Consider the following 24347-nt stretch of genomic DNA (forward strand, 5'->3'; position numbering starts at 1 on the left):
TGATCCGATAGCCACCTTTTGCCTCTTCGCGCTGCAGGCCCCGGACTTGTCAGGGTCGCTAGATTTCCTGCCGGAACGTCACCACCAGCACGTCGCGCAGGGCCGCGCGGTCCGGGTCTTCGGGGCGGATCGCAGTGACGCCGTGCAGCACCCGAAGGTCGTCCAGCAGCACCATGTCGGCCGGAACGGTCAGGGTGAAACTGCCCAGGGACTTGCCGCCAGGCGCATAGATGTCGGTGACGCCGCTCAGCACATTGACGCGGTCGACCAGTATGACGATCACCCAGTCCACCCCGTCGCGATGCGCGCCCTCGGGCGTGGGCAGGCCGGCCTCGCCGGCCCGGGCCTCGATGCGAAACTGGTGCAGTTCCACATGCCAGGACGCGGGCGGCTGCGGCGTGATCGGATGGAAGATCGCAAGCCCCTGCGAGATCACCGCGCGGGTCACCGGATGGTCGGCGATGGCGTCGGTCACGGGGTCGAACCAGCGCTGAACGCCGCCGTTCAGGGCGTTGTAGTCGCGGCTCTGATAGTGCGGCTGATGCGGCTTGCGGACCACGCTTTCAGGCGTCGCGGCGAAGGCGGCGAAGCGGCGTTTCCGGTAGCGTCCGCCGTCGGCCATGAAGCCGTCCAGGCCCAGATCGTTCCAGCTGTCGGCGAAGCCGGCCCAGTCGGTCAGGGTGGCGGGCCCCAGCAGGGCGCGGGTCTCTTCGGCGGGTGAACGCGCATAGCCTTGATCGACCAGGGCCTGGCGCAGCGCCTCAAGCAGATCTGGGGGGCTCAAGCCGCCGCCCCCGGCCGGAACGCCAGGCCGCGCTTCAGGGTGTGGGCGATGCGTTCGGCCTTGGCGCCGACCAGGGCCGCGCGGGGCGCGTCGAACAGTTCGGCGCAGGTCAGGTGGAACAGGCCCAGCCACGGGGTGAACAGGCCTTCGGTCAGGCCCTCGACCCGCTGGTGCACAGCCATGGGCGAGCCCTTGTAGCCGCCGTCGCCGCGCAGCACCCCGGCCCAGAACCGCTTCAGCGTCGCCAGATGCTCGGGCCAGCCGTCATCGCCGACGGCCTTCTGGAAGATCGGGCCCAAGCGGTGGTGCTGCTGGACCTTGGCGTAGAAGGTCTCGACCAGGGCGTCGATCTCGGCGTCGGTGAAGGGCGCGGGCTGCAGAGTCATGGCCGTTACATGGTGTGGATTGCCCGCAAGCCAAACCATGCGGTGAATCAAATTGGGTATGTTCCCCAGCTTGACCGTTTCGGCGCTCCGGCGCACGTCTCGCCCATGATCAAGCTGCCGCCCTTGAAGCCCGATTCCGACCAGATGCTGCACCTGGACGCCCTGCGCATCGTCGGGGCGGTGATGATCGTGGTGTTCCACTTCAACCGCTTCATCAATCTGGACGGTCACTGGCAACTGGCCGACGACACGATCAAGACCTTCAGCCTCATCGTCGACCTGTTCTTCGTGATCAGCGGCTATGTGATGGCGGCGATCTATACCGGCCGCCTGACCACCCTGGGCAAGTACGGCGACTTTCTGAAGAAGCGGGTGGCGCGGCTGGGGCCGCTGCACTTGGCCACCATGCTGGTGTTCATCGCCGTGGCCGCCGCCGGCGCGGCGGGCTGGATCCAGGACCGCGACCCCCGGCGCTATGACGCCGCCTGCATCGTGCCCAACATCCTGTTCATCCACGCCTGGGGCGTGTGCAAATCCCAGACCTGGAACTTCGTCAGCTGGGCGATCAGCGCCGAGATGGGGATGTATATCGCCCTGCCGCTGCTGTTCTGGATCACCGCCAGAGGCCGCTGGGTGACCGGCGGCTTGGCGATCCTGAGCCTTGTGATCCTGTTGCAGGCCCCGCACGGCGACCGGCCGTTCCATCAGTGGACCTGGGATTTCGGCGTGCTGCGCGCCGTGCCCGGCTTCCTGATCGGCATGCTGGGCTTCCAGATCCGGCCGCTGCTGGCCAGACTGCCTTATCCGAACCTTGTGATGTGGGGCCTGCTGGCCGCTTTCCTGATCGCCTCGCCGCTGAAGGTTCCGCGCGATGTGCTGCTGCTGGTGATCTATGCCGTCGGCCTGGCCGGGATCGCCGCCGACGCCGCCGGACCGGTGGGACCGGTGACCCGCCGCCTGGCGCCCTGGGCCCAGCTCAGCTTCACCCTCTATATGCTGCACCCCATCGCCCTGAAGATGGGCCTGGCCTGGGTGGGGCTTGGGATGTGGAACCTGAACGGCGACCTGATGCGGCTGTGGGTTTTGTTCTGGGTCGTGGCCCTGTTCCCGCTGGCCTATCTGTCGCTGATCCTGTTCGAGCGCCCGGCGCGGGACTGGATCGCGGGGCTAGGGAAGCGATGAAAGTTTTCTCCAAGCTGCTTGCCAAAGCCAAGAAGGCCGCCGTCAACAGGGAGCCGGACACCGACGAGCCATTGCTGATCGTCCCGATTCCTCCACTCGTGACACTCTTGAGCTTCAAAGAGGCGGAAAAGGGCGCGCCCCTCTCAGAACTTGAAGTCTTGGCGCTTCGGGACGGCGCGATCTGCATGACGCTTCCGCTGTCGCAAGCGCGGGCCATGGCCGCTGCACGTGGATATGACGACCTCAATTCCCAGAACATCTGGGAAGAGTGGCAAGCCTACCGCACTGGCAACTAGCTAGCCGGAATCCCGTCCACCCAGTTCGGAAGTTCACTGATCGCGTCCAGCTCGGCATAGCGCGGGTGATCGGCCGGCGCCTGGGCGGCTTCATGCGCCCAGACCAGCGGATAGGGGATCAGCGCGCCCCAGGACCCGGCCTCCAGCGCGGGCAGGATATCCGAGCGCATCGAGTTGCCGGCCATTACCGCCTGATGGGCGCCGGTGCCATGACGGTCGAACACCCGGCGATAGGTGTCCGCGTCCTTTTCCGAGACGATCTCGACGGCCGCGAACAGGTCGCCCAGGCCCGATGAGGCCAGCTTCTGTTCCTGGTGCAGCAGGTCGCCCTTGGTGATCAGGATCAGGCGATAGCGCTCCGAAAGCCGGGCCAGGGCGTGCTCAACCCCGGGCAGGGGCTCGACCGGCTCGGTCAGCATCTCGCGGCCGGCGGCCAGGATCTCGCGGATCACCCGGGTCGAGACCTCGCCGTGGGTCAGCTCCATGGCCGTCTCGATCATCGACAGGGTGAAGCCCTTGGCCCCGTAGCCGTAGAGCCGCAGGTTGCGTTTCTCGGTTGCCGCCAGCTGGGCCTCGATATGCGCCTGGTCGCCATGCTCGGACAGCAGGTCGACGAACCGCTGGTGGGTCAGGCGAAACAGGCTCTCGCAGTGCCAGAGGGTGTCGTCGGCGTCGACGCCGACGGTGGTGATGGCGGTAGGGGGCGCTTGCATGTTCTTCCCGTCGCCGGATCGCCGGCGAGCGTCAAGACGCTTGCGGCGGCAGGCCCGCCTATCACCGCCCTTGCATCCGGCCTGATCGCTGTTCAGGTTGGTCGCAAAGATCATAAGCCGGGGAGGCGACCATGGCGTTCGGCGACTATCAGAACGAGATCTATTTCGGCGGCCTGATGCGCGGCGTGAAGCCGACCCTGCCGGTGGACTTCAAGACCCTCGAGGCCCGGGCCCGCGCGGCCCTGCCGCCCTCGACCCTGTCCTATGTCCAGGGCGGCTGCGGCGACGAGTTCACCCAGGACCACAACGCCGAGGCCTTCAAGCGCTGGGGCCTGATCCCGCGGATGATGGTCGACTGCAGCACCCGCGACCTGTCGATCGACCTGTTCGGGATCAAGCTGCCCAGCCCGATCTTCATGGCCCCGATCGGGGTGATCGGCCTGTGCGCCCAGGACGGCCATGGCGATATCGCCACCGCCAAGGCGTCCGCCGCGACCGGCGTGCCGATGGTGGCCTCGACCCTGATGAACGACCCGATGGAAGAGGTCGCCGCCGCTCTGGGCGACACGCCGGGCTTCTTTCAGCTCTATACGCCCAGGGACAAGGACGTGGCCGAAAGCCTGGTGCGCCGGGCCGAGGCCTCGGGCTTCAAAGCCATCGTCGTGACGCTGGACACCTGGGTGACGGGCTGGCGGCCGCGCGATCTGAACGAGGCCAATTTCCCGCAGCTGCGCGGCCACGCCCTGGCCAACTATATGTCCGACCCGGCCTTCCGCGCCCTGCTGGCCAAGCCGCCGGAGGAGGATCCCCAGGCCGCCGTGGCCCAGTGGGGCCGCACCTTCGGCAAGAACCTGACCTGGGCCGACCTGCCGTGGCTGCGGTCGATGACCAAGCTGCCGCTGATCCTCAAGGGCATCTGCCATCCGGATGATGCGCGGCGAGCCATCGATGGCGGGGTGGACGGGCTCTATTGCTCAAACCACGGCGGCCGGCAGGCCAATGGCGGGCTGGCGGCGATCGACATGCTCAAGGGCGTGGTCGACGCCGCGGGTTCGACGCCGGTGATGTTCGATTCCGGGGTGCGGTCGGGCAGCGACGTGGTCAAGGCCCTGGCCTTGGGCGCGGCGGCGGTGGGCGTGGGTCGGCCCTATGCCTATGGCTTGGCGCTGGAAGGCGTGGCGGGCGTCGTCCACGTCCTGCGCAGCATTCTGGCGGAGGCCGATCTTCTGATGGCGGTCGACGGCTATCCGACCCTGGCCGCCCTGCGCGCGGCGGGTCTGGTCAGGAGCTAGAAGGCCTAGAACGACTGGATGAAAAAGATCGTGGCGCTGATCGGCAGGGCGGCGACAAGCATCAGGCGCAGCGCTGTTTCACCCAGGCTCAGCAGGCTGGTCGTCGAGCCTTCCGTGGTGATGAGGCGGGCGGCGCTGAGGGTCGTCATCGGTCTGCTCCTTGGAAGCTCTATTCATGAGCCCCAAGGCGTTAACGCCTCATAATCTTGAAAGGATGCCAGGCCGCGACAACTTGTCCGTGGGTGGGTTTGGCTCGCGGTTTCAGGGCGCCGCCCAGGACGGTCCCGGATCGGGCGAGCGCTGGCTGGAGCACGCTGCGTGGGCCTTGACCACTCTGCGCCGCGAGGCTGGGAAGCGGTGCAGCTTGCCCTCGGGCCGGATCGGGCGGGCCACCAGATCGCCGCCGCAATTGGGGCAGGTCCCGAAGAATCGCGTGTCGGCGCAGTCGGCGCAAAAGGTGCACTCAAAGGTGCAGATGCGCGCCTCCTCGCTGGAAGGCGGCAGGTCGCGGTCGCAGCACTCACAATTTGGGCGCAGTTCCAGCACGGGCCGTTCTCCCTGACGTCAATGTGGTGAGCCTTGCACCATAAGGGGTTGAGGCTTGTTCCGACGAGAGGGCTCCTTCGCATATCACGGGAATGTGGCGGCGGTCCCCGACTCCCGTGATCAGAGGGGTTGACCCCCCTCACTGCACCCCCTAGACACGCCGCCGTTTGCGCGGCGGTCGGGTCAAAAGCCCGACCGCCGTCTTGCAAAGAGATCGCCCGCTTTCCCGGTGGCGCGGGGTTACGCCCGGCCCGCCAGTTTGCGACAATGACCACGCGTTTTTAGGAGGCGCTTCCGAGATGTCCCAAGACCTTCTCCCCGGCGTTACCGGTGTCCTGGCGCTCGCCGACGGCACCATCCTGCAAGGCGTGGGCTGCGGCGCGGTTGGCGATGCGGTCGGCGAGGTGTGTTTCAACACCGCCATGACCGGCTATCAGGAAATCCTGACCGACCCCTCCTACATGGCCCAGATCGTGGCCTTCACCTTCCCGCATGTCGGCAATGTCGGCACGAATGTCGACGACCTGGAACAGATGTCCGGCGCGTCGGAAACGGCCGCCCGGGGCGCGATCTTCCGCGAGGTTCCGACCGCCCAGGCCAACTGGCGCGCCGACAGCGATTTCGACGGCTGGATGAAGCGGCGCGGCATGGTCGGACTGGCCGGCGTCGACACCCGCGCCCTGACCCGCAAGATCCGCGAAACCGGCATGCCGCATGGCGTGATCGCCCACTCGCCCGACGGCGTGTTTGACCTCGAGGCCCTGGTCGCCAAGGCCAAGGCCTGGTCGGGCCTGGAAGGCCTGGACCTGGCCAAGGACGCCTCGACCACCCAGACCTTCACCTGGAACGAGGGCCTTTGGTCGTGGCCGGAAGGCTACGCCAAGCTGGACGCACCCAAGTACGAGGTCGTGGTCCTTGACTATGGCGTCAAGCGCAACATCCTGCGGGCCCTGGCCCACGTCGGCGCCCGCGCCACGGTGGTGCCGGCCAACACCTCGGCCGAGGATATCCTGGCCCGCAATCCCGACGGCGTGCTGCTGTCCAACGGCCCGGGCGACCCGGCCGCGACCGGCGACTATGCGGTGCCCGAGATCCAGAAGCTGGTCGCCAGCGGCAAGCCGGTGTTCGGCATCTGCCTTGGCCACCAGATGCTGGCTTTGGCCCTGGGCGCCAAGACGGTGAAGATGGAGCAGGGCCACCACGGGGCCAACCATCCGGTCAAGGACCTGACCACCGACAAGGTCGAGATCGTCTCGATGAACCACGGCTTCACGGTCGACAGCGCCAGCCTGCCGGCGGGCGTCACAGAGACCCACGTGTCGTTGTTCGACGGCACCAATGCCGGCATCCAGCTGACGGGCAAGCCGGTGTTCAGCGTCCAGCACCACCCGGAAGCCTCCCCCGGTCCGACGGACTCGCTCTATCTGTTTGAGCGGTTCGCCGGCCTGATGGCCGCGGCGAAATAGGGCGCGCCAAAGCCTTCGTCGTTGGCGATGTCAATTAGAGATTGCAATCGTCGATTCGCTCTGCCGCTATCTGACCGCGTGAGTGCGCCGGGGGTGTTGAGTGCGGTCTCTGACAAGGTTGGCTGCGGCGGTCGTCGCGGCGTCGTCTTTCGCGTGGCCCACCTGGGCGGCTGACGTCCTGGCGCCGCCACACTGGAGTTCCGATCAGGTCAGGGCTGCGCGGTCGCTGAATCCAGAGCTGGCCCTGGTCTTTGACATTCGAACTGAGGAGACCGGAGGCCCGCGCGGCAAGCAGGTCAAGTCCACAACGGTGGCCCTTGCTCCGACCTTCACCCACGTGGTCGAGGCCGGCGCTCACACCCTCTTGGATCACGCCCTTTGTCGAGTTTTCACGTGGTCTGACGACAAGCCCATCTTTCAGAGCTTCAGCTGTTACGCTCTTCCGGCCTTCCTCGGGCTGGAACTCCAAAACAGGCGCTATCTGGCGCAAGTGCTAACCGCCGCCAAGGCGTCGGAAGTTGACGCCAATCCCTACTGGCCCGAGGCGGAGCTTGGCGTTCAGGACGAGGTCAAGGATCGGCTCCAGCGACGGCAGGTCCCTGATGGTGCTGAGTACAGACTGGGCAACGAGGTCGTCGTGAAGGTGCAGGGTGTTGCAACCTCTCTAAGCGGCGACGAAAGCCGAGCCTTGGCGCGATACTTCGCCAATTCACAAACTCTGCATCCCCAGGTTAGGCGCGACCTCAAATCTGGCTCCGCACTGCCCGCGCGTCTTGAGATCGAGATTCGGATGGTAGGAACGGCGGCCCACAAGACATTGACCATCACGAACGCCCGCCGGATCGAAATGAGCCTTCCGCTTCCCGGAGGGCTTACGTCCGATCTCTATGAACGGGCCAAGGCTGAGACGGTGTTCGGGCGAGGTCTTCGGCAAGCGCTCGCTGGGATCGATGGCAAGGCCAAGCCAGAAAAGCCGACCTTCGACGCACTCCTGGCGTCAATGAAGGACGCGTCCAGCGAGGGGCGTTCATCGGATGTCATGTTGCTGTTCCTCGCCATGACACAGCAGTATGGCGGCGAATTCTCCGGTCCACGCGGCCAAACAGTCAGAAGCCAGGTTATCCCGCTCTTCACAAAAGCGAAGGCGGATGCGGCCGCCAACATGCTCTGGGATTCAGGCGGACTCGCCGGCGATGCTCAGGCGCCTGGCGATCGCGAGGCAGCCGCGCGGTTTCTCGCGAACGCGACCGACCTTGATAGGATGACGTTCGGGACCTTCCGCTATGTGACCTACGCGAACCTTTTTCGGATGACATCGCAGGCCGGCAAATGGGATGCCGCGATCCGCAATGCGATGCCGGTAGATATTGTCGACAACTATTGGATGCACATCGCGGCCTATCCTTGGGCCGGCAATGTCTACAAGGACGTCGGAGACACCTACTACGCTGGCTATGACCCGATGAATGCCTGGCTTGCCTTTGATCTGGGACGAACCATTGATCCTGACTGGCGCGGGGGAGTGCTTTCGGGATTGGCGGCGTACGAGGATCAGCTTCGGCTCGGCGAGCCGGACTTTTTCTAGCCGCGAGATCCAGGCTCATTCGACGGCGCTCGGCCTCAATTCCGGCCGGTCAAGGTGCGTCACAAAATCACTTCCGCACTGTCATGCGCCCATCACGCTCCCGGCCGGGGCGCGTGTTAGCGTCGTCGTGTTCCCAGTTCGCTTTGGTTTCTCTTATGGCTCCGGCGAGGACATGTCATGACCAGCAACCTGACCCCCTATGAGCGCATCGGCGGCGAGACGATCGCCCAGGCCGCGCTCGACGACTTCTTCCAGCGCGCCCAGGCCGACGACCGGCTGGCTGACGTGTTCGGCCCGGTGATCACGGCGGGCGGGCGCGCCTTCTTGGCGGTGTCGATGGACGCCGGCCGCGCCGACGGCCGCGACGATGTTGAACCCGCTCTGGCCTGGCTGAGCGAACTGGGTCTGGGCGACGACGAACTGGACCTGGTCATCGGGCATCTGGCCGCCGCTCTCGAAGCCCTTGGCGTCGATGATGACCTCATTGCCGAGATCGCCGAACAGGCCGAGTCGCTGCGCGACGCCGCCCTCGCGATCGATCCCGACGATGAAGATGAGGACGAAGACGAAGAGGTCGCAGCCTAGGTCCCGAACTGGGTGAACGGGACCTTGTTGAACAGCTCCCGTTCCGCCCCGCGCGGATCGTCGGTCATCTTCGAGGGTGTGTCGAACACCATCGTCTGGCGTCTGGGCAGGGTGTAGGGCTCCCAGGCCGGTATCGCCGCGCAGTTGGGATTCCCTGTGCGGGCAAAGGCGATGAAGGCGTCGCTCATCTGGCTGGACATGGCGATCGAGCCCGCGCCGCCGTCGGCCAGCGAGCCCTTGGCCGTCAGCGTGCCGAACACCAGGGCGATGTCGATGGTGTGGGGCGCGCCCCAGACGCCGCCGTCGCGGGGCGAGCGCCAGTCCACCTGATAGACGTAGGCCGGCGCGCCGGCCCTGGCCCGCTCCTCGGCCTGGATGATCGCCGCCTTCCACGAGCGGCCCGCCGTGCCGGCGGCGAAGAACACGTCCGCCGGTGAATAGTCCGGATAAATCTTTCGGTAGGCCGCCACGACCGTGGCCGGGTCGATGTCGATACGGGCGTTGAACTGGCCGGGCAGGCGGGCGACCACGTCGTCCCAGCTCATGTCCAGCATCGTCTTGTCATAGCCGACGAAGCCGCGCGTCTCGTCGTGGGTGTTGCCGCACATCATCGGCACGTCCAGACTCTGGGGCGCGGCGTCGGGGAAGAACGGGTGGCGGGTCAGGGAGCGCTCGTCCAGCACCGGACCCATATAGACGCCGCCCGAGCCCGCCACGGGGTCAACCGCCTTCAGGCCGTTCAGCATCTGGTCGGCGGGGAGGGCGCGCAGCTGGGCCAGCTCGCGGATCCCCAGCTTGTCTAGGAACAGCTGCGCCCGCTTTGTGGCGTTGAACGGACCGCCCACCGTGACCTGCTGGCCGCTCATGGTGGCGGCGCGGTGGAACAGGCCCTTGGCCGCCGGCATGGCCATCAGGGTGGCGATCTTGGCCCCGCCGCCGGACTGTCCAAACACCGTGACATTGCCCGGATCGCCGCCGAACGCCGCGATGTTGTCGCGCACCCATTGCAGGGCCAGCACGAGGTCCATCTGACCGACATTGCCGCTGTCGGCGACGCTGGGGTCATTGAAGATACGTGGCAGATACAGATAGCCAAAGGCGTTGAGCCGGTGATTGACGGTGACCACCACCACGTCGCCGCGCTTGGCCAGTCTGGTCCCGTCATACAGCGGGCTGCCGCCCGAGCCGCCGTTATAGGCGCCGCCATGGATATAGACCATCACCGGCCGCTTGCCGCCGTCGGCGAGGCCGCGTTTTTCAGCCTTGGCGGGCGTCCAGACATTCAGGAACAGGCAGTCTTCCGACAGCGCCTCGCCGTCCTCGCCCTTGCCGGTTTGCATTGAGGCCGCGCCATAGGTCAGGGCGTCCTGGACGCCAGTCCAGGGCAGCGGCTTGACCGGCGGCATGAACCGCCGCGCGCCGCCGGTGTCCGCCCCGTAGCGCAGGCCCTTGAAGACATGGACCCCGTCGCCGCTCGCCCCGCGCACCTTGCCCGCCGCTGTCGCCACGACCGGTGAGCGCGCCGCGCCGGCCGCGAAGGTAGCCGATGGGGCCAGAGCCGCCGCGCCGGCGGCGATCAGCAGGTCGCGCCGGTCGAGGGTGTGGCGGGTGTCCATGGGTATCCTCCGGCGGCTTCTGGCGAGCTTGGAGGCAGAGGTATCACAGCCCATGACACCGGTGGACAGGATTTACAGGCGAGCGATCGCGCCGGCGTGAGCCTTGATCACCGCCAGGGTCGAAACGTCCGCGTCGAACACGCCGAACAGGCCTTGTTCCTCCTGCGGCGGATCGCCGACGAAGTGGGTGTCGCCGCGCTTGAACCAAGCGTCGGGCTGCTGGGCGCGGCCCTCGCCATTCCAGGCCCAGAAGTTGGTTCCGGCCACCGGGCCGCCGGCCTTCATGTCGGCCAGGGTCAGGTCGAAGATCGTCTGGTAGAAGCGATCCTTGTACGTCGCCGGCGCGCCGGGCGTGAAGGCGCGGTCGTCGCGGATCAGGCCAAACTCCTCGATGACCAGCGGCTTGTTCAGGCCCTTGGCCAGGGCGATGTGGCGGGTGACGTACTCGCGGCACTTGGCTTCGCCCGCCTCGTAGGTCCCGGGCTGGTTCTTGAAGTCTATCCAGCTCCAGTTGTTGGGCCAGACGTGCAGGGTCATGTAGTCGATGGCGGCGGGCCTATGCGCCTCGACCACGCAGGACTCGCGCTCCAAACAGCCCATGGCGCCTTCGCTGCCGGTCGAGACCAGGTGCTTGGGATCGATGGTCTTGATGTAGGCCGCCGTCTCGTCGATCCAGCGGTAATAGGTCGGCAGGTTCGCGACCCCGAACGCTTCCGTGCCACCCGGACGCGGCTCGTTGGCCAGTTGCCAGGCCATGATCGTCGGGTCGTCGCGATAGGGCTTGCCGGTGACGGTGCTGGTGCGGCCGACCACGGCCTTGATGTAGTGGCGGAACAGGGCGTTGGCCTTGGCGTCGCCATAGAACCGGGCCGAATAGTCGGGATATTCCGGCCAGGGATGGGCCGGGTCGCCCTGCTGGAACCAGGTCCCGTTCCCGGTCCAGTTCAGATAGGCCGGCATGCCGCCTGACCAGTCCCAGAAGTTGTTGAGATAGATCACGGCCTTCATGTCGCGCTTTGCCATCTCGGCCAGCAGGACATCCAGGCCGGTCAGCAGGTCGGCGCTGTAATCCTCGCCGGGGCCGCGGAAGGTGGGATCCATCGCCACCTTGGCCGGCGACGTCTCGCCCGAGCCCAGGACCCGCAGGTTGGTGACGCCAAGGCTTTTCAGCTTGTCCAGTTCGCGTCCCAGCCGCGCCCGGTCGCCATAGGCGGCGGGCGAGCCCAGCCACGCGCCGTACCAGAGATTGCTCCCGACGAAGCGGTAGGGCTTGCCGTCCAGGACAAGCTTGCCGTCGGCTACGCCCACGAAGCCCTTGGGCTTGGCGGCGGCCGCGCCCAGAACGGGCGAAGCTGCGAGAGCGGCCAGAAGCGCGCGGCGGGAAAGGGGCATGGGCGTCCTCCGGAACGCGCTCTGCGGGCGCGTGCCGGAGGACCATGCCGTGTCTCGATACCGCTAACAACCGCCTGGTGACGGTTGTCGCGTGACTACAGATTCAGCAGCGCCGGATCGCCGCCCTGCGCCGTGATGTTGACGCTGACCGCCCGCTCGACCGCGTAACGCAGCAGGGCATGGGGGCCGCCGGCCTTGGGGCCGGTGCCTGACAGGCCTTCGCCGCCGAACGGCTGGACGCCGACGACGGCGCCGGTCATCGAGCGGTTCACATAGGTGTTGCCGGCCGGGACCAGGCGCTGGACGTCGGCCGCGAAGCTCTCGATCCGCGAGTGGATGCCCAGGGTCAGGCCATAGCGGCGGGCCGCGAGCGCGCCGGCGACCTGTTCCAGGTCTTCGGGGGCGTAGCGCACCACGTGCAGGATGGGGCCGAACACCTCGCGCTCCAGGAAGTCGGCGGCGGGGATCTCGGCCAGAACCGGCGCGAAGAAGGCGCCGGTGGCGGGGGCCTGCAGGACGTGCAGGATCTTGGCTTCGCGCTTGAGGCGGACCCTGTGCCTTTCCAGCGCTTCCTGGGCTTCGGCGTCGATCACCGGGCCGACATCGGTGACGGCCAGGGCCGGATCGCCCAGCACCAGGGCGTCCATCGCACCCTTCAGGCCGTCGATGATGTGGTCGGCGGTGTCATGCGGCAGGAACAGCAGACGAAGCGCCGAGCAGCGCTGGCCGGCGCTACCGAAGGCCGAGACGATCACGTCGTCGATCACCTGTTCGCGCTGGGCGGTGGTGTCGACGAACATGCCGTTCAGACCGCCGGTCTCGGCGATGAACGGGACGATCGGCCCCTGCCTTTGGGCGAGCGTCTGGTTGATGCGCCAGGCGGTATCGGTGCCGCCGGTGAAGGCCACGCCGTCCAGCTCATCGTGGGCGGTCAGCACGGCGCCGACGGTCTCGCCCCGACCCGGCAGCAAGGCCAGCAGGCGGGGGTCCAGGCCTGCGGCGTGATAGAGCTTCACGGCCTCCATGGCGATCAGCGGGGTCTGTTCGGCGGGCTTGGCCAGCACGGCGTTGCCGGCGGCGAGCGCTGCGGCGATCTGGCCGGTGAAGATGGCCAGCGGGAAGTTCCAAGGGCTGATGCAGACAAAGACGCCGCGACCGGCCAGGCGCAGGACATTGGTCTCGCCGACCGGGCCTTTCAGCAGTTCGCCCTCGCCGAATTGATCCTCGGCCAGCACCGCATAGTAGCGGCAGAAGTCGACGGCCTCGCGCACCTCGGCGATGCCGTCCGACAGCGTCTTGCCGGCTTCGCGCGACAGGATGGCGATCAGGCGGTCGATATTGGCTTCCAGGGCGTCGCCCATGGCCCGCAGGACCTTGGCGCGGGCGGCGCCGCCCGAACGATCCCACGCCGGCTGGGCGGCGCGCGCCAGACTGAAGGCCTGGTCGATCTGCGGCAGCTGGGCCTCGGAGACCACCCCCACGACCCGGCCTTCATCGGAAGGGCTGACCACCGGCTGCGGCGCGGCGCCGGCCGTCATCCGGCCGCCGATCAGCGGGCCTGCTGACAGGGTCAGGGCGTCCAGCGCCGTCACGGCGGCGGAGAGGCGCTCGCGGTCGGCCTTGATGGAAAGATCGACGCCGGCGCTGTTCCGGCGGCGATCGCCATAGACTTCGATCGGGGTCGGGATCTTGGCGTGACGGTCGGGATGGGCCTCGACGGCGTCTATCGGGTCGACGACCACCTTTTCCACCGGCACCCGCTCGTCGAGCAGGGCGTGGACGAAGCTGGTATTGGCGCCGTTTTCCAGCAGGCGGCGGACCAGATAGGGCAGCAGGTCTTCGTGGCCGCCCACCGGGGCGTAGGCGCGCAGGACGATGCCGTCATAGAGGTCGTCGGCGGCCTTATACAGAGCCTCGCCCATGCCGTGCAGGCGCTGGTGCTCGATCTTCACGCCGGCGTTCTTGGCCATCCGCACCACGGCCGCCAATGTGTGGGCGTTGTGGGTGGCGAACTGGGCGTAGAGGTGCGGCGCGGCCTCGACCAGGGCCTTGGCGCAGACCAGGTAAGAAAGATCCGTGGCGGGCTTGGTCGAATAGACCGGATAGTCCGGGCGGCCGGCGACCTGGGCGCGCTTGATCTCGCTATCCCAATAGGCGCCCTTGACCAGGCGCACCATCAGGCGACGGCCGGTCTCCTGCGACAGGGCGGACAGGCGGGCGATCACCTCGGGGCAACGCTTCTGGTAGGCCTGGACGGCCAGGCCAAGACCGGTCCACGCGCCCAGCTCCGGCTCGCGGCACAGGCGGTCCAGCAGCTTCAGGGACAGCGCCAGACGGTCGGCTTCCTCGGCGTCGATGGTGAAGTTGATGTCGTATTTGGCGGCGATCAGGGCCAGGCGCAGGACGCGCGGATAGAGTTCGTCCCAGACGCGGGCTTCCTGCGTCGCTTCGTAGCGCGGGGTCAGGGCCGACAGCTTGACCGACACGCCATGGCCGGCCTCTGGGCCGACGCCGTTCGACAGTTTGCCGACTGTCAGTATGGCGTCGGCATAGGACTTTTCATAACGCTCGGCATCGGCGGCGGTGCGGGCGCCTTCGCCCAGCATGTCGAAGCTGCAGATGTCGTTGTCCTGCGCAGCGCGCTTGATGGCCGCCTCGATGGTGCGGCCCAGCACGAACTGCTCGCCCATGATGCGGATGGCCTGGCCGACAGCGGCGCGGATGACGGGCTCGCCCAGGCGGCCGGCGATCTTCTTGATGAAGCCGGGCAGGTCCTTCTGGGCCTGGTCGTCGGGCTCGACGATCTTGCCGGTCAGCATCAGGCCCCAGGTCGAGGCGTTGACGAACAGGCTGTCGGAGCCGCCCAGGTGGCTGGCCCAATCGGCCGAGCCGATCTTCTCGGCGATCAGCTTGTCGCGGGTGTCGTCGTCGGGGGTGCGCAGCAGGGCCTCGGCCAGGCACATCAGGGCCAGACCCTCGCGGGTGCCCAGGCTGAACTCCTGCAGGAAGCTTTCGACCACGCCCTGTTTGCGAACGCTGCGGCGGGCGCCGCGCACCAGGGCCTCGGCCTCGGCGCGGACGGCGGCGCGATCTTCGGAGGTCATCGCCTCGGCAGCCAGAAGATCGCCGATCACGGCGGCTTCGTCGCGATACTTGCCGTTGTCGAGGCTGTCCCAGTCGGTCATGCGCTTACCCTTGGGGTGGAATGATGATCAACGGTATATGGAGGCCTGATGCGAATGTGCTTCGTTTGTCGCGAAATCAGACCGTAGAAACTTCAGCGCAATGGCCCCATTTGGCGCTTTTTCTCCAGGCGGCTCTGCCGGGCGGCGTAGCGACGCAGGACCTGGCGGCAGAATGACCTTGAAAGAGAGAGGTGGGAAGGGACGCGACTAGGGGGGAGACGCGCGTCCCTTCCGCTCTCGGCGGCGCCCTGGGGGAAAGGCGCCGCTGGTGTCCCCAATCAGGCGGGGACAGGGTCTTCGCGGATTCCGGGCGCCGTCTGGAGAAACGGCGGGGCGGAACCGGCTAGGACGCTGTGTGGTATAGCCGCATGTTTTCTGAATGTGCTTTGCTTTACGTGACAATTTTACGAACAATCTTCGAGGAAAGGCGCGAATGGCCAGTTCCGCTCTTGATGACACCGATCGCCGCCTGTTGAGGGTTCTGCAGGCCGATGGCCGCATCACCAATGCCGAGCTGGCCAAGCAGTGCAACCTGTCGCCGGCCGCCACCTTCGACCGAGTACGACGCCTGCGCGAGCGCGGCTTCATCACCGGCTATGCGGCGCTGCTGGACCCGGCCAAGGTCGATCGCGCCCTGCTGATCTTCGTCGAGGTGATGCTGGAGCGCACGACCGGCGAAGTGTTCGAGGATTTCGCCGCCGCCGTCCGCCGCGCCCCGGAAATCCTGGAGTGCCACATGGTGGCCGGCGGCTTCGACTATCTGATCAAGGCCCGGGTGCGCGACATGGAGGCCTATCGCGGCTTTCTGGGCGACATCCTCGTCAAGATGCCCGGCGTGCGCGAGACGCGGACCTATGCCGTGCTGGAAGAGGTCAAGAGCACGGTGCAGTTGCCGCTTTAGGCGTTGTGGGTTACCCCGAACACAATCATCGCGAGCGTCGGGGGCGAGTTTGGCGAGAGTCCGAAGGGCGAGGGGCATCGCGCCAGACGGTGAGGTGCGGGCGTCCCCAATAAAGGTGTGGGCTACGACCGTCGGGTGTGGGCTGGCCATGCCGGTGGCTGCGCTTGCTGCGGTCGGCTTCCTGCTTTTCGAGCCTGAGCTCTGGAAAAAGCTGGCTTTCGCCGGAGGCTTTGCATTCGGGTTCTTCTGTCTACTGCACGGCGCGATCTCGGTTCATGTCGAGCGCACTCTTCTGCTGCACGACCGCGTCGAGGTCCGAAAACTATTCGGCATTCAGATTTTGAATCGTGCTGATGTCACCGGCATTCGGCGGGGTGAAAACGGTCTGATCCTGTGTTCGCGCCATGGCGAAAAGCAAGACTTCGAAGTTACCTGGAAGGTGCTGTCCAACCCGGCCTGGGTGGCCTGGCTCAATACGTTGAAGAACTTCGACGCGGAGAAGGCGCTGGCCGAAGAGGCGAAGCTGGAGGCCGACGCGCGGTTCGGCGATACCGTTGCGCAAAGGCGAGAGACCCTGTCGAGACTAAGAAGATCGGACCGATGGCTCTCCCTCTTGACCATCGGCGTCATGATCTGGGCGTTGTTTTGGCCTAAGCCGTATGAGCTGGCGATCTGCGTTTTGGGTCTCATGCCCTTGGTCGTTGCCGCGATCTTTCGACGCTGGCGGAGCATGTTTTCTGTCGTTGTGTGGCCGTTTGCCCTCGCGCTCTTGGCCTCAATCGTTATCGCACTGCGCGCGATGCTCGATATCCAAACCTTCGACCCATGGCCAGGATATTGGGCGGCCGGCGGCGCTGCCTTGCTGGCGGCCTTGGTCTCCGCTCGGCTTGCGGGAGAGAACCGATGGTGGAAGACCGTTCTCGTCGCTGCTGTTGTCGGCGTGCCAATATACTCGTGGGCGTGGGGATCGATCAGCTTTGCGAACGTCCTGCTTGATCGCAGCAAGTCGGAATTGATCCGAACGACCGTGATCAATCGTAGTGACAGCGACGACAAGCATCCAGTCGTAACGCTGCGGGCGCGGTCTCTGGGTGGTGAGCAATTTGAGGATGTGGATCTAAGCAAACAGCGCTTCGCTAACGCCGCGCCCGGCGCGGCTGTCTGCTTGAAAGTCTATCCGGGTTGGCTTGGTTGGCGCTGGGGCTACATCGCTGATTGCCCCCTCGACTAGGCTAAACCGCGACCTGCGCCCGTACGGTGCTGGCGATGAAGCCGCCGCCCAGCACCCGATCCGGATCGGCGGGGTCGTAGAGCACGCAGGCCTGACCCGGGGCGACGCCCTCTTCGTGGGTGTCGAACACTACGCGCAGCTCGCCGTCGACCATCGCAAGACGCCCCGGCACCGGTTCGCGGGTTGAGCGCACGCGGGCCAGGACGGGTTGGCCGGCTTCCGCTGCAGCCTCGAGGCTGTCCTGGCCGCCCAGCCAGTTGCCTTCCTTGAGCACCAGCGAGGCTGTCAGCAGCGCCTCGCGCGGGCCGACGATCACCTGGCGCTGGTCGGCGTCGATGCGGACCACGAACAGGGGATCGCCGACGGCGATGTTCAGGCCCCGGCGCTGGCCGATGGTGTAGCGGGTGACGCCCTCGTGCCGGCCGAGAACGCGGCCGTCCATGTGCACGATGTCGCCCGGGATCGCGCCGTGCGGGCGGATGCGGTCGATCACCGTGGTGTATTTGCCTTCGGGCACGAAGCAGATGTCCTGGCTGTCGGGCTTGTCGGCGATGGCCAGGTCCAGCTCGGCGGCGACGCGACGCACCTCGCTCTTGGGCATGTCGCCCAGCGGGAAGCGCAGGAAATCCAGCTGGTCGCGCGTGGTGGCGAACAGGAAATAGCTCTGGTCTTTCGACGGATCGCCGGCCCGGCGCAGCTGCGGCCGGTTTCCGGACATGCCGCGCTGGACATAGTGGCCGGTGGCCATGGCCTCGGCGCCCAGGTCGCGGGCCACGTCCAGCAGGTCGCGGAACTTGACCGTCTGGTTGCAACGCACGCAGGGGATCGGCGTCTCGCCGCGCAGATAGGCGTCAGCGAATTCCTCGATCACCTGCTCCTTGAAGCGGCTTTCGTAGTCGAGGACGTAGTGCGGGATGCCGATCCGTTCGGCGGCCATCCGGGCGTCCATGATGTCCTGGCCCGCGCAGCAGGCGCCCTTCTTGGCGATGGCCGCCCCGTGGTCATAGAGCTGAAGGGTGACACCGACCACGTCATAGCCTGCCCGGGCCAGCAGGGCCGCAGTGACCGTGGAATCCACGCCGCCCGACATCGCCACAACGACGCGAGCGCCCGCAGCAAGCCCCACCGCGTCGCGAGCCATCTCGACTGCGCGGTCGGCCAGGGCCCCGGGAAGGGCATGATCGAGAATGTCGGCGTCCATCGCGGCCATATAGCGCTTCAGGGCCGGCTTTGCGAGGTTTGCCCTACTTCAGAACGTTCAACAGCGACGAGCTCTGCAGGCTGGCGAACACCTGGGCCGCAGCCTGGACCGCCAGTTGGGCGGCTTCGAGCCGGGTCACGGCCTCGGCCATGTCGACATCGACGATGCCGCCGACCATGCCGGTCAAGGTGTCGGCCTGGTCCTTGAGCTCAACGCCGGCGTTCTCAAAACGCTTCTGGACCAGGCCATTCTTGCCCTGCGTGTTGAGAGCATCGGTATGGGCGGCCTTGAAGGTGCCGACCATGCCTTCAAGGAAGGTGTGTTGGGTGCTGGTCAGGGGGCTGCCAAACGGACCATTGGCCTCGACATAGGCCTGCACCTGCTTGAAGGCGTCGAAGGCCTTGGTGGCCAGGGCGTCACCCAGGACGCCGGTTTGCACCGTGGTTTGCTGGTCGATGCGGTTGGTGGCGATATAGGTGTCGTTCTTGAAGAGGTCGGCCGTCGTCGGCGCGACGGTCAGGTCGGCCATGGAGTTGGCGGTGGTCGGGGCGGTGTCGGTCAAGGCGCCGGCGAACACGTAGCGGCCATTGGATTTGGTGTTGACGCCCTGGGTGACGTTGCTGAAGGCCGCTTCCAGCTGTTGCATCAGGGTCGCGCCGCCGGCCGCCATGGCGTTCTCGATCGCCGCCCGCCCGGTCTGGATGCCGTCCGCGACCTGGCCTATGCCCGTGTCCTGCATGTCCAGCCGGTTGGCGACCAGCTTGGTCTGGTCGATCAGGCCCTCGATCTTCGCCTGTGCGCTGCGCATGGCGGTCAGCACCTCGGCGTTCTTGGAATAGCCCTTCAGGTCGTTGGCGACCTTCTGGCTGGCGACCTGTTCGCCCAGTATGTTCTGACGCTGCTGGGCGCGCATCAGGTTGCTGGTCATGATGCTGTAGTTGGAGCCGGTTGAGACGCGGGTCATCGGTCAGCCTCAGAGGATGTTCACGAGGACATCGTACATGTCCTTGGTCGCCTGGATCAGGCGGGCGGAGGCGTTGAACGCCTGCTGATAGGTGGTGAGATTGATCAGTTCCTCGTCGAGATTGACCCCCTCCTGCCCCTGGCGCTGGGTGTCGACCTCGATAGCCACCGCTTCGGCGGCGTCCTTGCGGCTTTCGGCGGCGGCGGCCTTGCGGGCGATCGAGCCGCTGAAATCGGCGGCGTAGCGCAGCAGGCTGGTCTTGGTAGCCGAGGCGCCGCCAACGGCGGCGAAATCCGCCATGGTGTCGCCTGCCTTGGCCAGGGCCAGGGCGCCGCGTCCGTCGCCGACGGCCAGGGCGATCACCCCGGCGCCCGCCGAGAGGTTCAGCTTGGCGAAGGGCAGGCGGGTGGGGTCCTGATCCATGGCCGGATTGACGACGAAACGCTCACCGCGGGTACTGCGTTCGGCGGGCCCTACGCCGAACAGCTGGGTGATCGACGGTCCGCCCATGCCGCGCTCGGTGTCGTCCGAGGCTACCGAGAGGCTGACCGTCGAGCCGGAATAGGACGTGAAGTTCATCGCGCCCTTGGCGTCCAGGGCGAAGGTTCCATAGAGCCCTACGCCGCCGTTGCGGGCGTTCAGCGAGTCCATCAGGTCCTGCATCGTGGCGCCGGCGGGCACCGAGACGTTGACGTCCCGGATGCGGCCGCCGTCGGTGTCGGTCAGGCGCAGGGTGATCACGTCGCCAGTCGTGAAGCCGTGCGGATCGCTGGCGGTCAGGCCTGTCTCGTAGGGCGAGAAGCTCTTGGTCTGGACGATGTCGTTAAGGCCGAAGAAGTGGCTGAAGCCCTTGCCGATCTTGTTGGACGGCGTGGTCGGGTCGTCGGCGACCACCACCCCGTTGCCGGCGCTGGCGCTGAGGCTCAGGGCGCCGTTGCCGAACGAGGCCGTGCCCTGGCCGGCCAGGGCAGTGTTCAATTGGGCGATAAAGTCGGTGTTGGTGAAGCTGGGGCCTGCCGCGCCATTTACCGTCATCGTGCCCAGGTCGAAATCGATCTCGACCTTTCGCTGGATGACGCCGCTGGAGTCGGTGATGGCGATCGTGGTCTTGCCGGTGAAGTGGTCGAGCGCGGTGGCTTCGTCCAGGCCGGTATTGCGACCGGTCAGCGAGGACGGGGCCGGTACGGACGAGGCGGCGTTGGAGGCGCGATTCAGCTCTTCCGACGCGCGGGTGACGAACTCGCCCAGCTGGTCGGACAGATTGGGCAGCTCGGTATTGCGCAGGTCCAGCAGGCCCTTGAGCTCGCCGCTGGAGATGTTGAGCGCGACCGGGATGTCGCCGCCATTGGCCTGGATGACCTGCAGGAAACCGGTCGCCGTGCTCGACTTCTGATACGAGATCACCGCCGCGCCGTCGCCGGCCAGGCTGAGACCCTCGGTCGAGCGCACGATGACGCCGCCGTTGGCGCGCTGGCTGACCTGGATGTTCATCAGGCTCGAAAGCTCGTCAATCAGGCCGCTCTGGACATTCTCCGAGCCCGTGCCATCGGCGCCGGCCACTTTGGCCCGGGTGATATCGGTGTTGAGCGTGTTGATCTGCTGCAGCAGGTCGTTGACCCGCTCGATGTCGGAGACGATCCGGTTGTCGGCGTCCTTACCCAGGCTGGAGAGGGTTGAGGTGATCCGGCTCGACTCGCCCAGGAAATCGTCGACCCGCGTCAGGGCCTGGGTGCGCAGCAGGCTCGAGGATGGGTCATCCGAGGCCTTGGAGAATGCCGAGAAGATGTCGTCCAGCTTGCCGAAATAGCTGTTGTCGCCGCTGGGGTCGCCAAACAGGTTCTGGGCGGTGTTCAGGTTTTCGGACAGAGCCGAGGCCCGGCCGGCGTCGGATATCGCGTTCAGGCTGGCCGACTGCAGGAAGCGGTCGGTCGCGCGCTTGATGGCGTCTATGCTGACGCCGACGCCCACGCCGTTCGAGATCAGGTTCGATTGGCTGATCGTTTTGCGGACGTAGCCCGAGGTGTTGACGTTGGCGATATTGTCCGAGACGACGCGCAGACCCGTTTGGGCCGCCATCATCCCCGAGCTCGCCGTGTTCATGATGGAATTCAGAGTCACGCGAACGCTCCCGACAGCCCGGCAATCCGCGAACCACGCGACGCGCCCTTGCCCGGCGAAAAGTGCCGGGCGGGGGAGGGGCCAAAGCCCTCGATATGTGCCAAGCCACTGAAATTCATGGCATTTTGTTCCAAGCGCCGGCTATTCGGCAAGTTGTGATGCGCAAGGAGGGCGCCAAGTGGGGGCGCGACCGGGCGACGCGGCAAGCCACGCCCCTGACAACCCCATTCGACTCGGCAAAAAGCGCCGCCGACCGACGATTTCAAGTTATAAACAAGGAATTAAAGTCAATAAAAACAACATGATAATCTGCAATAGCGGGTTGGCCCAACGGTTGCTCAGGGAGGTCCAGACAAAGGCGCGTTCGTCATGAACCGCTGCACTCAACGGACCGAGCCCACGAATGACCGTGATCGCCGCCACCGCCGCCACACCTTCCTTCAGCCCCTCATCGGGCGCTGGCGGTCAGGGCGTGGATCAAGGCTTTGATGCGCTTCTCGCTGTTATGACGGCGAGTGACGAGCCGGCCCCGCCCAGGAACGCTCCGACCCAAGGGGCGAGCAAGACCGCCGACAAGGCCGACCTCGCCGACAAGGCCGCAAGGGCTGACACTGCGTCCGCCAAGGCAGAAGAGGCCGCCGCCGCCGCAGCCCAGGCTCAGGCTTGCGACGCCGCTGAGGACGCCGCTGAGGACGCCGCTGAGGACGCGGCAGCGGAAGACGTCGCAGAGGCCGCCGCCCAGGCCGAAGCGGCCGGGCTGGCCGCTGCCACCCTCGTCGCGGCGATGATGCCGCAGACGGAAGAGACCTTTGTCGCCTCCACCCTTCCGGATGTTGACGCTACAGCGTCCCTCGTTTCCGCACCGGCGCCGATCCCTTCCGACTTGGTCGCTTCTCAAGCACTCTCAGCAGCCGTTCCAGCCCCGAGCGAAGCCGCCCTTGACGCTGCGTCGCTGATCGCCCCCACGCTCGCCGAAGCGGCGACCACGGGCCAGGGCGTCGTTACGCCGCCTGTCGCCGATGCGAGGGGCGCCGCTTCGGCGCCTGCCGCGACGGCCACAATCGATATTCCCGAGAGCGCCCTGCTGGAAGCGCCGATCGCGGCGGAAGACGCCGGCGTCGACATCGCCGCTCTGGCTGCACAGGCCACTCAGACACCGACCGTCGCCGCCAAGCCGGCGCTCCAGGCCGCTCCGGCCGTCGCCGCGCCTGCGGTCGACGTGACGATCACCGCAGAGCCCGTTGTTATCGCCGCCGAGGTCGAAGCCTCGCCGGTTGTCGCCGCGCCTGTCGTCGAAACCGCCCCGCCGGCCGAGGAGACCGTAAAGGTCGTCGCCCAGGCCGCAGCCGAGACCGTCACGAAGGTCGCGACGGCCACGATCGCACCGATCGATGCCGAACCTGCCGCGTCAACCGAAGCTGAAACCGTCAAGATCGCGGGTGTCGAGACCGCTTCGCTCGCCGACCAGGCTGGCGCCGATCAGGGTGGTGACGCCCAACAAGGCGGTCAGGGTCAGGGTCAGGCCAGCGCGGAGGCGCTGAGCGCCGGCGCCATCGACGCCGCGGCGACCCCGGATGCCCCCACGATCTCGCAGACCACGGCCGCGACCGTCGCCGCCGGCCCTGAGGTCGCTCCGGCCCTGCGGGCCGAGACGCGCGGTTCGCCGGAGACGGTGGCTCAGCTTTCGGCCGAGATCCTCAAGAAGCTCGACGCCCAGACCACGCGCTTTGACGTGGCCCTGACGCCGGAAGGCCTGGGCAAGGTTGATGTTCGCATCGAGATCGGCCGTCACGGCGCGCTGACCGCTTCGATGGCCTTCGACACCGCCCAGGCGGCCGCCGAACTGCGAAGCAAGTCGGCCGAGCTGCGCCAGGCCCTGTCGCAGGCCGGCTTCACGATCGCCGACAACGCCTTGCGCTTCGATGTGTCCAGCCAGGGCGGCCAGAACGGCCAGAACGCCTTCTTCAATTTCAACGGCGGCGAAGACGGCCGCCGGGCCTGGTCGGGCAAGGCCTTCCAGTCCGCCCAGAACGACGACGCTCCCATCCTTTCCGCTTCAGATCTGCTGCCCGGGCTTCGAATGGCCCCCGACAGCGGTCTGGACATCAGAATTTAGAGAGAGACCGCGCCATGGCCACCGCCGCAGTTTCGGGCTCCAACGCAACGCTCGACAAGATCAACAACTCCCGCAACACCCTGGCCAGCAGCAAGGAGACCTTCCTCAAGCTGCTGACCACCCAGATGAAGAATCAGGATCCGTTGTCGCCAATGGATTCCAACGCCTTCACGGGTCAGATCGTCCAGATGACGGGCGTCGAGCAGCAACTGGTCACCAATGACCTGCTGGCGGCCCTGGTGGGCATGAACGACGGCGGCATGACCCAGGCCGTCGCCATGATGGACAAGCTGGCCACAGTCGAAACCGACAAGGCCGTGCTCAAGGACGGCGAGGCCACCTGGTCTTACGAACAGAGCCGCGCGGCCAGCAGTGTGAAGGTCGAGGTCATCGACAAGTATGGCAAGACCATCAGGACCATACTGCCCGAGGATATGTCCAAGGGGGATCACACTCTTGAATGGGACGGCAAGAGCGATGACGGCACCGCCCAGCCCGCAGGCGGCGCCTACACCCTGAAGATCACCGCCAAGGACGGCGAAGGCAGCACGATCCCCGCGACGTCGAAAGGTCGTATCGAGGGCATCGTGACGGCCATCACCAATGATAGCGGCCAGAACATGGTGACCATCGGCGGCGCGAAGTACCCGGTCGATTCCGTGATCGGCGTCACCAACCCTCCGGCCCCGACTCCGGCGGCCACGACGACCGCCAACACCACAACACCCAACGCGACGGCGGCTGCGGCCTAACCGTCACCACCCGATGAACCGGGCGTCAGAATGACG

At 66.5% G+C, this 24347-nt stretch carries 21 protein-coding genes; 10 read left to right on the forward strand and 11 right to left on the reverse strand.

Annotation, left to right across the window (positions count from 1 at the left end; genetic code table 11):
• Positions 1-58 precede the first annotated feature (58 nt).
• Both ACN2C7_RS04970 and ACN2C7_RS04975 read right to left on the reverse strand, forming a co-directional pair.
• Positions 59-784: a 2OG-Fe dioxygenase family protein gene (locus tag ACN2C7_RS04970; protein WP_419320209.1), complete on the reverse strand. Its 726-nt coding sequence runs from the start codon at positions 782-784 to the stop codon at positions 59-61.
• Positions 781-1170 (reverse strand): group III truncated hemoglobin, encoded by a 390-nt coding sequence (locus ACN2C7_RS04975; RefSeq protein WP_419320210.1) that lies wholly within the window; start codon positions 1168-1170, stop codon positions 781-783. The genes ACN2C7_RS04970 and ACN2C7_RS04975 overlap by 4 nt, the downstream gene beginning before the upstream one ends.
• A 105-nt stretch (positions 1171-1275) precedes the next feature.
• On the opposite strand from ACN2C7_RS04975, the gene ACN2C7_RS04980 reads away from it, so the two are divergent.
• Both ACN2C7_RS04980 and ACN2C7_RS04985 read left to right on the forward strand, forming a co-directional pair.
• Positions 1276-2352, forward strand: coding sequence for an acyltransferase family protein (locus ACN2C7_RS04980; protein ID WP_419320211.1), 1077 nt, complete (start codon positions 1276-1278; stop codon positions 2350-2352).
• Positions 2349-2648 carry a hypothetical protein gene (locus tag ACN2C7_RS04985; protein ID WP_419320212.1) on the forward strand — a complete coding sequence of 100 codons (300 nt, stop codon included), beginning with the start codon at positions 2349-2351 and terminating at the stop codon, positions 2646-2648. Before ACN2C7_RS04980 ends, ACN2C7_RS04985 begins: the two co-directional genes overlap by 4 nt.
• Here the strand turns inward: ACN2C7_RS04985 and ACN2C7_RS04990 are convergent.
• Positions 2645-3361 carry an HAD family hydrolase gene (locus ACN2C7_RS04990; RefSeq protein WP_419320213.1) on the reverse strand — a complete coding sequence of 239 codons (717 nt, stop codon included), beginning with the start codon at positions 3359-3361 and terminating at the stop codon, positions 2645-2647. The genes ACN2C7_RS04985 and ACN2C7_RS04990 overlap by 4 nt on opposite strands.
• Before the next feature lie 131 nt (positions 3362-3492).
• Between ACN2C7_RS04990 and ACN2C7_RS04995 the strand changes: the two genes are divergently transcribed.
• The gene (locus ACN2C7_RS04995) at positions 3493-4653 is read left to right on the forward strand and encodes an alpha-hydroxy-acid oxidizing protein (RefSeq protein ID WP_419320214.1); all 1161 of its coding nucleotides are present in this window, start codon (positions 3493-3495) and stop codon (positions 4651-4653) included.
• Positions 4654-4658: 5 nt separating this feature from the next.
• On the opposite strand, the gene ACN2C7_RS05000 is transcribed toward ACN2C7_RS04995, so the two are convergent.
• Both ACN2C7_RS05000 and ACN2C7_RS05005 read right to left on the reverse strand, forming a co-directional pair.
• Complete coding sequence (locus tag ACN2C7_RS05000) at positions 4659-4802, reverse strand: hypothetical protein (RefSeq protein WP_419320215.1); 144 nt, start codon at positions 4800-4802, stop codon at positions 4659-4661.
• A 112-nt stretch (positions 4803-4914) separates the two neighbouring features.
• Positions 4915-5199 (reverse strand): DUF1272 domain-containing protein, encoded by a 285-nt coding sequence (locus ACN2C7_RS05005; RefSeq protein WP_419320216.1) that lies wholly within the window; start codon positions 5197-5199, stop codon positions 4915-4917.
• A gap of 299 nt (positions 5200-5498) precedes the next feature.
• On the opposite strand from ACN2C7_RS05005, the gene carA reads away from it, so the two are divergent.
• The 3 genes from carA (at position 5499) to ACN2C7_RS05020 (ending at position 8835) form a co-directional block, all read left to right on the forward strand.
• The gene (carA, locus tag ACN2C7_RS05010) at positions 5499-6665 is read left to right on the forward strand and encodes a glutamine-hydrolyzing carbamoyl-phosphate synthase small subunit (protein ID WP_419320218.1); all 1167 of its coding nucleotides are present in this window, start codon (positions 5499-5501) and stop codon (positions 6663-6665) included.
• Between the two features lie 100 nt (positions 6666-6765).
• On the forward strand, positions 6766-8250 hold the full coding sequence (locus ACN2C7_RS05015) for a hypothetical protein (RefSeq protein ID WP_419320220.1): 1485 nt from the start codon (positions 6766-6768) through the stop codon (positions 8248-8250).
• Between the two features lie 177 nt (positions 8251-8427).
• A complete protein-coding gene (locus tag ACN2C7_RS05020) occupies positions 8428-8835 on the forward strand; it encodes a hypothetical protein (protein WP_419320221.1) in 408 nt (135 codons plus the stop codon).
• Here ACN2C7_RS05020 and ACN2C7_RS05025 read toward each other — a convergent pair.
• From ACN2C7_RS05025 to putA, 3 genes are all read right to left on the reverse strand, one after another.
• The gene (locus ACN2C7_RS05025; RefSeq protein WP_419320222.1) at positions 8832-10451 is read right to left on the reverse strand and encodes a carboxylesterase/lipase family protein; all 1620 of its coding nucleotides are present in this window, start codon (positions 10449-10451) and stop codon (positions 8832-8834) included. The two genes, ACN2C7_RS05020 and ACN2C7_RS05025, sit on opposite strands and share 4 nt — an antisense overlap.
• Positions 10452-10523: 72 nt before the next feature.
• On the reverse strand, positions 10524-11843 hold the full coding sequence (locus ACN2C7_RS05030; protein ID WP_419320223.1) for a glycoside hydrolase 5 family protein: 1320 nt from the start codon (positions 11841-11843) through the stop codon (positions 10524-10526).
• A 95-nt stretch (positions 11844-11938) separates the two neighbouring features.
• A complete protein-coding gene (gene putA / locus ACN2C7_RS05035) occupies positions 11939-15028 on the reverse strand; it encodes a bifunctional proline dehydrogenase/L-glutamate gamma-semialdehyde dehydrogenase PutA (protein WP_419320225.1) in 3090 nt (1029 codons plus the stop codon).
• A gap of 433 nt (positions 15029-15461) precedes the next feature.
• Between putA and ACN2C7_RS05040 the strand changes: the two genes are divergently transcribed.
• Together ACN2C7_RS05040 and ACN2C7_RS05045 are read left to right on the forward strand one after the other, a co-directional pair.
• Positions 15462-15929, forward strand: coding sequence for an Lrp/AsnC ligand binding domain-containing protein (locus tag ACN2C7_RS05040; protein WP_419254370.1), 468 nt, complete (start codon positions 15462-15464; stop codon positions 15927-15929).
• 148 nt (positions 15930-16077) lie between these two features.
• Complete coding sequence (locus ACN2C7_RS05045; protein ID WP_419320226.1) at positions 16078-17160, forward strand: hypothetical protein; 1083 nt, start codon at positions 16078-16080, stop codon at positions 17158-17160.
• A 1-nt stretch (position 17161) separates the two neighbouring features.
• On the opposite strand, the gene mnmA is transcribed toward ACN2C7_RS05045, so the two are convergent.
• The 3 genes from mnmA to flgK are packed head-to-tail and all read right to left on the reverse strand — an operon-like array spanning position 17162 to position 21443.
• Positions 17162-18370 carry a tRNA 2-thiouridine(34) synthase MnmA gene (mnmA, locus tag ACN2C7_RS05050; protein WP_419320227.1) on the reverse strand — a complete coding sequence of 403 codons (1209 nt, stop codon included), beginning with the start codon at positions 18368-18370 and terminating at the stop codon, positions 17162-17164.
• Between the two features lie 34 nt (positions 18371-18404).
• Positions 18405-19325 carry a flagellin gene (locus ACN2C7_RS05055; protein ID WP_419320228.1) on the reverse strand — a complete coding sequence of 307 codons (921 nt, stop codon included), beginning with the start codon at positions 19323-19325 and terminating at the stop codon, positions 18405-18407.
• A gap of 9 nt (positions 19326-19334) precedes the next feature.
• Positions 19335-21443 carry a flagellar hook-associated protein FlgK gene (flgK, locus tag ACN2C7_RS05060; RefSeq protein ID WP_419320229.1) on the reverse strand — a complete coding sequence of 703 codons (2109 nt, stop codon included), beginning with the start codon at positions 21441-21443 and terminating at the stop codon, positions 19335-19337.
• Positions 21444-21846: 403 nt separating this feature from the next.
• Between flgK and ACN2C7_RS05065 the strand changes: the two genes are divergently transcribed.
• Both ACN2C7_RS05065 and ACN2C7_RS05070 read left to right on the forward strand, forming a co-directional pair.
• Entirely contained in the window at positions 21847-23559 is a 1713-nt protein-coding gene (locus ACN2C7_RS05065; protein WP_419320230.1) for a flagellar hook-length control protein FliK, read from the forward strand.
• 14 nt (positions 23560-23573) lie between these two features.
• Positions 23574-24311 carry a flagellar hook assembly protein FlgD gene (locus ACN2C7_RS05070; protein WP_419320232.1) on the forward strand — a complete coding sequence of 246 codons (738 nt, stop codon included), beginning with the start codon at positions 23574-23576 and terminating at the stop codon, positions 24309-24311.
• The last annotated feature ends 36 nt before the right edge of the window (positions 24312-24347 follow it).

Origin of the sequence: Caulobacter sp. ErkDOM-E (assembly GCF_048541895.1) — a bacterium.
GTDB lineage: Bacteria > Pseudomonadota > Alphaproteobacteria > Caulobacterales > Caulobacteraceae > Caulobacter.

Coding starts and splice junctions, on each gene's coding strand:
- ACN2C7_RS05040 (WP_419254370.1), top strand. CDS start 15,462: ATGGCCAGTTCCGCTCTTGATGACACCGATCGCCGCCTGTTGAGGGTT.
- ACN2C7_RS04990 (WP_419320213.1), bottom strand. CDS start 3,361: ATGCAAGCGCCCCCTACCGCCATCACCACCGTCGGCGTCGACGCCGAC.
- putA (WP_419320225.1), bottom strand. CDS start 15,028: ATGACCGACTGGGACAGCCTCGACAACGGCAAGTATCGCGACGAAGCC.
- ACN2C7_RS04980 (WP_419320211.1), top strand. CDS start 1,276: ATGATCAAGCTGCCGCCCTTGAAGCCCGATTCCGACCAGATGCTGCAC.
- ACN2C7_RS05030 (WP_419320223.1), bottom strand. CDS start 11,843: ATGCCCCTTTCCCGCCGCGCGCTTCTGGCCGCTCTCGCAGCTTCGCCC.
- ACN2C7_RS04975 (WP_419320210.1), bottom strand. CDS start 1,170: ATGACTCTGCAGCCCGCGCCCTTCACCGACGCCGAGATCGACGCCCTG.
- ACN2C7_RS05045 (WP_419320226.1), top strand. CDS start 16,078: ATGCCGGTGGCTGCGCTTGCTGCGGTCGGCTTCCTGCTTTTCGAGCCT.
- mnmA (WP_419320227.1), bottom strand. CDS start 18,370: ATGGCCGCGATGGACGCCGACATTCTCGATCATGCCCTTCCCGGGGCC.
- ACN2C7_RS05000 (WP_419320215.1), bottom strand. CDS start 4,802: ATGACGACCCTCAGCGCCGCCCGCCTCATCACCACGGAAGGCTCGACG.
- ACN2C7_RS05065 (WP_419320230.1), top strand. CDS start 21,847: ATGACCGTGATCGCCGCCACCGCCGCCACACCTTCCTTCAGCCCCTCA.
- ACN2C7_RS05055 (WP_419320228.1), bottom strand. CDS start 19,325: ATGACCCGCGTCTCAACCGGCTCCAACTACAGCATCATGACCAGCAAC.
- ACN2C7_RS05070 (WP_419320232.1), top strand. CDS start 23,574: ATGGCCACCGCCGCAGTTTCGGGCTCCAACGCAACGCTCGACAAGATC.
- ACN2C7_RS05025 (WP_419320222.1), bottom strand. CDS start 10,451: ATGGACACCCGCCACACCCTCGACCGGCGCGACCTGCTGATCGCCGCC.
- ACN2C7_RS04985 (WP_419320212.1), top strand. CDS start 2,349: ATGAAAGTTTTCTCCAAGCTGCTTGCCAAAGCCAAGAAGGCCGCCGTC.
- ACN2C7_RS05020 (WP_419320221.1), top strand. CDS start 8,428: ATGACCAGCAACCTGACCCCCTATGAGCGCATCGGCGGCGAGACGATC.
- carA (WP_419320218.1), top strand. CDS start 5,499: ATGTCCCAAGACCTTCTCCCCGGCGTTACCGGTGTCCTGGCGCTCGCC.
- ACN2C7_RS04995 (WP_419320214.1), top strand. CDS start 3,493: ATGGCGTTCGGCGACTATCAGAACGAGATCTATTTCGGCGGCCTGATG.